Source organism: Streptomyces sp. NPDC049541 (assembly GCF_044465725.1).
GTDB lineage: Bacteria > Actinomycetota > Actinomycetes > Streptomycetales > Streptomycetaceae > Streptomyces.
The window spans coordinates 737,082-746,052 of the sequence record NZ_JBITLY010000001.1 but is presented as its reverse complement, the minus strand read 5'-3'; the positions used below and the strand labels follow the sequence as shown (position 1 = coordinate 746,052).

Here is an 8,971-nt window from a genome sequence, read left to right as displayed (position 1 = left end):
GTGGCCGCGGCACTGCTGGCGAACACCCTGTACAGCCTCGGTTTCGTCCTGGAGAAACGGGCGCTCACCGCGCTGCCCGAGGTGACGATCCGCAACCCCGCCCGGCTGCTGAGACTGGTGCTGGGCAGCCCGCTGTGGATCGGCGGTTCCCTCGCCCTCGCCTCCGGTTTCGGGGCGCAGCTCGTCGTGTACCGGACGCTGCCGATCGCCGCCGCCCAGGGCATCTTCGTCTCCGGCCTGGTGCTGCTCGTCCTGCTCTCCGCCCGGCTGCTGGGCGAGGAGACGACCGGCCGGGAACGGTATGCGCTCGGTGCGATCCTCGCCGCGCTGCTGATGGTGGTGCTCTCGCTCAAGGAGGGCTCGGACACGGTCAGCCGCAGCGCCCCGTACCAGCTGATCCTGCTGGTGTGCGTGCCCTCGCTGGCGGGCGGTGTGTGGCTGTACGGCGCCGCGGAGCGACGCACCCGCCACCGCCACCGCGCTCCGACGACGGGTGTGGAGTACGGGGTGGCCGTCGGGGTGCTGTACGGGGTCAGCTCGCTCGCCATCAAGGGCGTGTCGAGCTGTCTGACGTCGAGCGGGCTGGGCGGTGCGGTGGTGGGCCTGCTCAGGTCCCCGTATCCGTATCTCCTCCTCTTCACCGGCGCGTTCGGCCTGGTGATGTCGCAGGCCGCGCTGCAGCGCTGCCGGGCCTCGCTGATCGTGCCGGTGTGCACGACGGTGACCTGTCTCTACACGGCCGTACTCGGCACCCTCTCCTTCGGCGAGGCGCTCCCGCACGATCCGCTGCGGCTCGCCCTGCGTCTCGCGGGCACGGTCCTCGCCGTCTCCGTCCTGCTGGCCATGCCCAGACACGACCGGCCCGCGCCTGGAACTCCTCCCCAACCCCCCATAGCCACCAAGGAGTTGACCCCTCCATGAAGCCCGACGACCCGCTGCTGCGGATCCTGGCGTGCCCCCTCGACAAGGGCCCGCTGCACCTCGTGCGGCCGGACGGCCCGGCGGTCCCCGAGGCCCTGTACAACCCGCGTCTGCACCGCCGCTACCCGATCGTCGACGGCATCCCGCAGCTGCTGCCGTCGTCCGGGGAGCAGGTGTCGGACGACGAGCACGAGGCCCTGCTCAAGCGGATGGCCCAGTGACGACCCCGCCCCGCACCCTGGCCGCCCGGCTGGCCCCGCACCTGCCCGTCCGCGTGGTGGCCGCCGCCGCCCGGGCGGTCTACCCGCGCTTCGAGCCCGAGCTGGCCCGGCTCGCCGACCTGTGCCCGCCCGGCTGCGGCACCGCCGTGGACGTCGGCGGCTGGTACGGCCCATGGACCCGGCGCCTGGCCGGCCGCGCCCGCCAGGTGGTGACCGTCGAACCCGTCCCCCATCTGGCCCGCCTGCTCACCGACGGCGCCCCGCCGAACGTCCGTGTCGTCCAGGCCGCCGCCTCCGACCGCCCCGGCACCGCCCGGCTGTGGCTCCCGCCGGACGACGCCGGCGACCGGGGCGTGTCCTCGCTGGTCCGCCGCGACATCCACGCCCGGGCCCTGCACGTCTCCTGTGTCACCCTCGACGAACTCGGCCTGCGGGACGTCGGCTTCGTCAAGATCGACGTGGACGGGAACGAGCTCGCGGTCCTGCGCGGTGCCACGGGCCTGCTGGCCCGCGACCGCCCGGCCCTCTTCGTCGAACTGGAGTCCCGGATCCAGCCGATCGCCCCCGTCGTCACCTACCTCTCCCTCCTCCGCTACGAGGGCTGGGTGCTGCCCGGCGACACCTGGACCCCGCTGTCCCGCTTCCCCCTGGAGGCCCATCAGGCAACCGTCTCGCACGTCGTGGCCCAGGGCCTGCTGGGCCGCGTCCTGCCGTTCCGCAAGCACCCGCGCTACGTCAACTCGGTCCTCTTCCTCCCGGACGGCCGCCGTCCGGGCGCCGACGCGGTGGGTCACCATGGTTCCCATGCCGTCCGCCGAGCGCCCCGCTAGCCACCCCTTCACACCCCTCGACTTCCAGCTGGTCCTGCTGCGCCGCATGGCCGACCACAACCCGGACCTGGTGGAGGACGCCCGCCGCGCACTGGGCGTCTCCATCGCCGACATGAGGGAGGCCAACAAGCGCTGGCAGGCGATGCTGCACTCCCCGCGTTCCCGCGCCGCCGTCTCGCGCTACCGCTCGATCCTCGGCGCCCCCGAGTCGACGATCACCCGCAAGGTCGGCGACCTGGACTGCGAGGCCCTGCTCTGGCCCGTCCCCCTCTGGCCGGACCTGCGCTTCGAGGTCCTCCTCGCCCCGAACGGCGCCGTCTGGAACGAATGGCTGATCCGCACCCCGGGCACTCCCGGCCCCACCCTGCGCACCCTCGACGACCTCATCCCCTGGTCCTGCACGGTCGACGAGGCAGCCCGCGCCTTCGCCCCCGCCCGGCCCCTGGAGGGCACGGCGCCCACGCGGTGGGGCCTGGCGTTCACGGCACCCGATGCGGAGGGGGTGCGGCGGGAGGTGGCCGCCGAGTTCACCTGGGGGTTGTTGCAGCGGGTGGCGGTCAGCGACCGGTCGCCGTCGCCAGAATCGCGTCCCTGACCACCGCCACCGACCCCGGATGCAGCCCGAGGAACAGATTCGGCTCGACCAGCTCCAGCTCCATCAGCCGCGGCTCCCCGTCCGCCCCGTCGACCAGGTCCACACGCGCGTACAGCAGCTCCGGGGCATCCGGTACGGCGGCCAACGCGCCTTCGGCGACGGCGAGTTCGGCGGGGGTCGGGGTCCACGGGGCCAGGTCCGGGTGGGCCACCTTGGTGGCGTCGTACGCCGTGTCCGGTGCCAGTACGGCGCCCTTCCGGCTGGCGTGCAGGAAGCGGCCGCCGAAGAACTGCAGGGCCCGCTCACCGCTGACGTCGATGCCGGACAGATACGGCTGGACGATCGCGGTCAGCCCCTCCTCGTGCATGCGCGCGAGGTGCCGTACGGCCGTGTCGTGGTCGTGAGGCGTGTAGCGGGCGGCGTACCGGGCGCCCGCGCCGGAGGTCGGCTTGATGACGTACTCGTGGTCGTCGGGGAGGTCGGGGGCGTCCCCGGGTGCGAGGTAGCGGCTGGGGACCACGGGCACTCCCGCCTCCGCGAGGTCCCCGAGGTAGCGCTTGTCGGAGTTCCAGCGCACCACCTCGGCCGGATTGGCCAGCCGGGTGACCGCGGCGCACTTCTCGGCCCACGTCGCGAATTCGTCCGCCCGCCAGCTGTAGTCCCAGGTCGACCGGATGACGACGAGGTCGAAGCCGCTCCAGTCGGTGTCGGGATCGTCCCACGGGACGGCGGCCGCCTCGGCCCCGGCGTCCCTCAGCGCCTGCACCAGCACGGGCAGGTCGCGGTCCTTGCTCGGCTGCGCGCCGGGGTCGTAGGTGGCGAGTGCGACTCGGGGCACGGCGGACTCCAGTTCGTACGTCATACGGCGGTCGATCGTTTCGCAGGCTAACCGCTGTCCCCGCAACCGAAGCAACCGGTTTGACCTTCCCCTTCGGTGAAGCCGCAGCATCGGTGACAGGAACACGGGGAGGACTGCCGGATGCGCAGGGACATGCTCACGATCGGTGCGTTCGCACGGGCCTGCCGGCTCTCGCCGAAGGCTCTTCGCCTCTACGACGAGCTGGAACTGCTGCGCCCCGCCCGGGTCGACCCGTACACCGGCTACCGCTACTACGCCCTCGGGCAGCTCGAGCAGGCCCGGCTGGTGGCGTGGTTGCGGCGGCTGGGCATGCCGCTGGCCCGGATCCGGGAGGTGTGCGCCCTCGAACCGGAGGCCGCCGCCCGGGAGATCCGCGCGTACTGGGCGCGGGTGGAGGCCGAGACGGCGGTACGGCGAGATCTCGCCGCGTTCCTCGTGGATCACCTGACGGAAGAAACCAGGAAGGACACCACCATGCTGGCACTGCGTTACTTCGCCCACTCCGACCGCGGCCGGGTGCGGCCCGCCAACCAGGACACGGCCTACGCGGGGGCGAGGCTGCTCGCCGTCGCCGACGGGTTCGGGCCGGCCGGTGCGCCCGCGAGCAGCGCGGCCGTCGAGGCGCTCAGGTTCCTGGACACTCAGGAGGTGCCGGCGGGCAGTGTGCTCAACCTGCTGGAGGACGCCGTGCAGGGCGCGACCGAGGCGGTCCGGGACGCGACGGACGACCCCGACGCGAACGGCACGACCCTCACCGCCCTGCTCTGGACGGGCTCCCGCCTCGCCCTCGTCCACATCGGCGACTCCCGCGCCTACCTGCTGCGCGACGGCGAGCTCTTCCGCATCACCCATGACCACACGGTGGTCCAGTCGCTGATCGACGAGGGCCGCCTGACCGAGGAGGAGGCCACGGCCCATCCCCAGCGCACCCTCCTGCTCAAGGCCCTCGGCACCGGCACCCCGGACCTGCGGCTGCACGACGCCGCCCCCGGCGACCGCTATCTCCTGTGCTCCGACGGGCTGCCCACCGTGCTTCCCGACACCCGTATCCGGGAGCTGCTCTCCGCCGGCGCCCCGGACGCGGCCGTCGGGGCCCTGGTGGACGCGGCGAACGAGGCCGGGGGCCCGGACAACGTGAGCTGTGTGGTGGCGGACGTGGTGCGGGAGGCCTCCTGATCGTCCTCCGCGGGGCGGCTGGTGTAGGAACGAGGGTGTCGTTCCTGCCCTGACGGATGGAGTGCATCGCGTGTCCTCTCTCTTTCCCGCCCTGGAGAGCCCGAGCGAGCGGGTGTCTCTGCGCTTCGGCGACCGGTCCCTGACGTACGCCGAGCTCGCCGTCGCGACGGGTGCCCTGGCGGCCCGGCTCCCGCGCGGCGGACGGGTCGCGGTCTGGGCCACGCCTGCGCTGGAGACCGCGGTGGCCGTGGTGGCGGCCTTGCGGGCGGGGGCGGCCGCCGTACCGCTCAACCCGAAGTCGGGTGAGAAGGAGCTCGGGCACATCCTGTCCGACAGTGCGCCGTCGGTGGTGCTCGCGGCCGCGGATGACGAACTTCCCTCTGCCGTAGGGAAGTTGCCGCGCCTCGACGTCGACGTGACCGGCTCCGGGAGCCCCGCTCCCGCGCCCTTGCCCGACGACGAGGACCCCGCCCTGGTCGTCTACACCTCCGGCACCACCGGGCCGCCCAAGGGTGCCGTCCTGCCCCGCCGGGCGATCGCCACCACGCTGGACGCGCTCGCCGACGCCTGGCAGTGGACCGGTGACGACGTACTGGTGCACGGGCTGCCGCTGTTCCATGTGCACGGGCTGGTGCTGGGCATCCTCGGCCCGCTGAGGCGCGGCGGCTCCGTCCGCCACCTGGGGCGGTTCAGCACGGAGGGCGTGGCCCGCGAGCTGAACGAGGGCGCGACCATGCTGTTCGGGGTGCCGACGATGTACCACCGGATCGCCGGGGCCCTGTCCGAGGAGCCGGAGCTGGCGAAGGCCCTCGGGCGGGCACGGCTGCTGGTCTCCGGTTCCGCCGCGCTCCCGGTCCACGACCACGAGCGCATCGCGGCCGCGACCGGACGGCGGGTCATCGAGCGGTACGGCATGACGGAGACGCTCATGAACACCAGCGTGCGGGCGGACGGCGAGCCGCGCGCGGGCACGGTGGGCGTGCCGCTGCCGGGTGTCGAGCTGCGGCTGGTGGAGGAGGACGGGACGGCGATCACGTCGTACGACGGCGAGAGCGTCGGCGAGATCCAGGTGCGCGGCCCGAATCTGTTCACCGAGTACCTGAACCGGCCCGACGCCACGGCTGCCGCGTTCACCGCCGACGGGTTCTTCCGCACAGGGGACATGGCCGTGCGCGAGTCCGACGGGTACGTCCGGATCGTCGGCCGCAAGGCCACCGACCTGATCAAGAGCGGGGGTTACAAGATCGGGGCCGGTGAGATCGAGAACGCGCTGCTTGAGCATGCGGGGGTACGGGAGGCGGCGGTCACCGGGGAGCCGGATGCGGATCTGGGCGAGCGGATCGTGGCATGGGTGGTGCCGGTGAACCCCCAATCGCCCCCCGGAGCCGAGGAGTTGGCGGACCATGTGGCGGGCCGCCTCGCCCCCCACAAGCGCCCGCGCGTGGTCCACTACCTGGAGAGCCTGCCCCGCAACGACATGGGGAAGATCATGAAGCGGGCACTGCACCGTGCCTGAGCCCCGCCTCTCCGCCCGCGAGATGCTCGCGCTGGTCACCGACCCGGCGACCTTCACCGAACTCCCTTACCCCGCAAGGGAGTCCGGGCCGGACGGCCCCCTTGCCTGGCAGGGCTACGACGCCTCACGCGCCCGCGCGGTCGAACGCACCGGCGAGACGGAATCGGTCGTGTGCGGCACGGCGAGCGTCGCGGGCACCCGAGCCGTACTGATCGCCTTCGAGTTCGGCTTCCTCGGCGGCTCGCTCGGCGAGCGGACCGGCGACCGCCTGGAGGCCGCCTACGGCCACGCCCGTGCGCACCGCCTCCCGGTCGTGCCGCTGGTCGCCACGGGCGGCAGCCGTATGCAGGAGGGCATGCTCGCCCTCACCCAACTCCAGCGCGTGGCCCACCAGTCGGCGCTCACCCGCGAGGCCGGACTCCCCCAGATCGCCGTCCTCAGGGACCCCACCACGGGCGGCGGCTGGGCCACCCTCGGCGCAGGCGCAGACGTGATCCTCGCCCTCCCGGCAGCCCAGGTCGGCTTCGCCGGCTCCCGGGTACGACCGCCGGAGGCGGACCCGACGGCGTACACGGCAGAGGCGCAGCTGGCGGCGGGGGCGGTGGACGCGGTGGTGCCTCCGGCGGAGCTGCGGGGGACGCTGGGGTTGTGGCTACGGCTGCTTTCGAGCCCGGCGGTTCGGGAAGCGCCCCGAAGGGGCGCGGGGAACGGCGCGAGCAGCCACAACGGCGCCGCAGACGCCATACGACCCAACGTGGCACCCGGAGCAGCGCCGCTCCCATCCGCCCTCGGCACTGAGAAGCTGCCCACCACCGGCTGGCACGCAGTCCAACGCGCCCGCTCACCCCAACGCCCCCGCGCCCAGGCCTACTTGGACGCCTACTTCACCCACCGCGCAGCGATCCACGGCGACCGCTGCGGCGGCACCGACACAGAGGGCATCCTCTGCGGCTTCGGCACAGCCGGGGACCGCACCGTCGCCTACGCCGCCCAGACCGGCACCCCCACCCGCCCGGCGGGCTACCGCACGGCCACCCGACTCATACGGCTCGCAGACCGGCTCGGCATCCCCGTGCTGACCCTCGTGGACACCCCGGGCGCGGCCAACGACGCGGAGGCGGAACGGCAGGGCGCGGGCGCCGCGATCGCGGAGCTGTTCGGCGCGGTGGCGGCTGCCCGCGTCCCGGTCACCACCCTGGTCATCGGCGAGGGCGGCTCCGGCGGCGCGCTGGCACTGGCGGCGGCGGGCAACACCTGGGCCACGCCGGACAGTTACTTCTCGGTGATCGCACCGGAGCTGGCGGCCGCGATCCTCAAGCGGCCGGCCGAGGAGGTCGAGGCCACGGCCGGCCAGCTGCGCATCCGGCCGCAGGACCTGGTGGAGCTGGGGGTGATCCGCGGCATCGTCGGGCCCTGACCGGCAGCCCGCGGCTGCCCGTCCCGGCGGCCACCGGGTCATCGCCTCCTGCCTCTGGGCCGACGGTCCCCAAGGCCGGGACGCCGTCCCGGGCCGTGCGGTGACGGCTGATCGCGGCGGCAGGCCGGAGGAGCCGGCGTACGAGCTGCGGCGGCAGCCCGCCGGCTACACCGTGGTGATGGAGTCCGGCGACTGCGCGCGACCTCGATTCGGCTGAGGGATCAAGGCGAGGCCCAGGGATCCCGCACCGACGAACGTAAACCGCACAACGCCCATTCGGCCGCGCCCCGACCGGCCCCCCACAAAAGGCGCCACTCCCCTCCGGCACCGCACGATGCCATTGGGACCCGCTGCCCGGCGGCCCCACGGTCTGCGTTTTTCTGGAGGACCCTGCATGACCGCAAGTCTGGAGCAGTTGCGGCGCTGCCATTTCGCCGTCGACCTGGGGGCGGCCCGGACCCGTGTCTACGTCAGGGGCGTCGGCCTCGTCGTCGACCAGCCGTCCGTCGCCGCCGTGAACACCCGCAGCGGCGCCCTGATCGCGGTGGGTGACTTCGCCGAGCGGATGAGGGGCCGCACCCCGGGCCACATCCGTGTGGTGCGCCCGGTGTCCGGCGGCACCGTCGTCGACATCGAGATGGCGCAGCGCATGCTCCGGGGCCTGCTCGGCGACAGACTCCGCCGCGCCCTGCGCCGCAAGCCGTTCCTGCGCGCCGCGGCCTGCACCCCGCACGAGGCCGACCCGCTGGCCCGGCGGGCGGCCGTCGAGACGCTGGTCGGGCTCGGCGCACGGCGCGTGGAGCTCGTCGACACGCTCATCGCCGCCGCCGTGGGGTGCGGACTGCCCGTGCAGCAGCCCGAGGCCACCATGATCATGGCCTGCGGGACGGCGACCACCCAGGTGGCGGTGCTCTCACTGGGCTCGACCGTGAGCTCCGAACGCATTCCCGTCGGCGGCGACGCCGTCGACCACGCGATCATCCAACACCTGCGCCATCAGCACGAGTTGATGCTCCCCAGCCAGTCCGTACGCCCCCTGCACCTGGCGCTCTCCGACATAGGGCTCACCGCCCAGGGGCCGAAGTCCACCGTGATCCGGGGGCGGGACGTGGTCACCGGTCTCGTCCGCTCGGTGCAGGTCGACACCGCAGCCGTGCGCGAGGCGATCGAGACCCCGCTGACCGCCGTGGTCGACGTCATCGGCCGGGTGCTGCGGGAGTGCCCGCCCGATCTGGTCGCCGACCTCGTCGACCGCGGGATCATGCTGGTGGGCGGCAGCGCGCTGCTGCCGGGGCTGGACGAGATGGTGCGGCAGGCCACCGGTATGCCGGTGCACATCGCCGAACGGCCCGACGTGTGTGCCGTGCAGGGCCTGGGCTACATGCTGGAGGGCAGGATCGAGCCGCTGATGCTCGGCCCGGCCGTCATCTGAGCCC

At 73.4% G+C, this 8,971-nt stretch carries 9 protein-coding genes; 8 read left to right on the top strand and 1 reads right to left on the bottom strand.

Going from position 1 to position 8,971, the window contains the following annotated elements; translation table 11 throughout:
- The 4 genes from ACIBW9_RS03375 to ACIBW9_RS03360 are packed head-to-tail and all read left to right on the top strand — an operon-like array spanning position 1 to position 2,567.
- A complete protein-coding gene (locus ACIBW9_RS03375; RefSeq protein ID WP_398952076.1) occupies positions 1-921 on the top strand; it encodes a hypothetical protein in 921 nt (306 codons plus the stop codon).
- The gene (locus tag ACIBW9_RS03370) at positions 918-1,142 is read left to right on the top strand and encodes a Trm112 family protein (RefSeq protein WP_398950721.1); all 225 of its coding nucleotides are present in this window, start codon (positions 918-920) and stop codon (positions 1,140-1,142) included. The genes ACIBW9_RS03375 and ACIBW9_RS03370 overlap by 4 nt, the downstream gene beginning before the upstream one ends.
- Entirely contained in the window at positions 1,139-1,972 is an 834-nt protein-coding gene (locus ACIBW9_RS03365; RefSeq protein WP_398950719.1) for an FkbM family methyltransferase, read from the top strand. The genes ACIBW9_RS03370 and ACIBW9_RS03365 overlap by 4 nt, the downstream gene beginning before the upstream one ends.
- Positions 1,938-2,567: a hypothetical protein gene (locus tag ACIBW9_RS03360; protein WP_398950717.1), complete on the top strand. Its 630-nt coding sequence runs from the start codon at positions 1,938-1,940 to the stop codon at positions 2,565-2,567. The genes ACIBW9_RS03365 and ACIBW9_RS03360 overlap by 35 nt, the downstream gene beginning before the upstream one ends.
- On the opposite strand, the gene ACIBW9_RS03355 is transcribed toward ACIBW9_RS03360, so the two are convergent.
- Positions 2,530-3,405 carry a RimK family alpha-L-glutamate ligase gene (locus tag ACIBW9_RS03355; RefSeq protein WP_398952074.1) on the bottom strand — a complete coding sequence of 292 codons (876 nt, stop codon included), beginning with the start codon at positions 3,403-3,405 and terminating at the stop codon, positions 2,530-2,532. The genes ACIBW9_RS03360 and ACIBW9_RS03355 overlap by 38 nt on opposite strands.
- A gap of 141 nt (positions 3,406-3,546) precedes the next feature.
- Between ACIBW9_RS03355 and ACIBW9_RS03350 the strand changes: the two genes are divergently transcribed.
- The 4 genes from ACIBW9_RS03350 to ACIBW9_RS03335 all read left to right on the top strand — a co-directional run bounded on the left by ACIBW9_RS03350 (position 3,547) and on the right by ACIBW9_RS03335 (position 8,967).
- Positions 3,547-4,602 (top strand): MerR family transcriptional regulator, encoded by a 1,056-nt coding sequence (locus tag ACIBW9_RS03350; RefSeq protein WP_398950715.1) that lies wholly within the window; start codon positions 3,547-3,549, stop codon positions 4,600-4,602.
- Between the two features lie 70 nt (positions 4,603-4,672).
- On the top strand, positions 4,673-6,118 hold the full coding sequence (locus ACIBW9_RS03345) for an acyl-CoA synthetase (RefSeq protein ID WP_398950713.1): 1,446 nt from the start codon (positions 4,673-4,675) through the stop codon (positions 6,116-6,118).
- Positions 6,119-6,140: 22 nt separating this feature from the next.
- A complete protein-coding gene (locus ACIBW9_RS03340) occupies positions 6,141-7,535 on the top strand; it encodes a carboxyl transferase domain-containing protein (RefSeq protein WP_398952072.1) in 1,395 nt (464 codons plus the stop codon).
- Positions 7,536-7,929: 394 nt separating this feature from the next.
- Positions 7,930-8,967: a rod shape-determining protein gene (locus ACIBW9_RS03335; RefSeq protein WP_398950711.1), complete on the top strand. Its 1,038-nt coding sequence runs from the start codon at positions 7,930-7,932 to the stop codon at positions 8,965-8,967.
- The last annotated feature ends 4 nt before the right edge of the window (positions 8,968-8,971 follow it).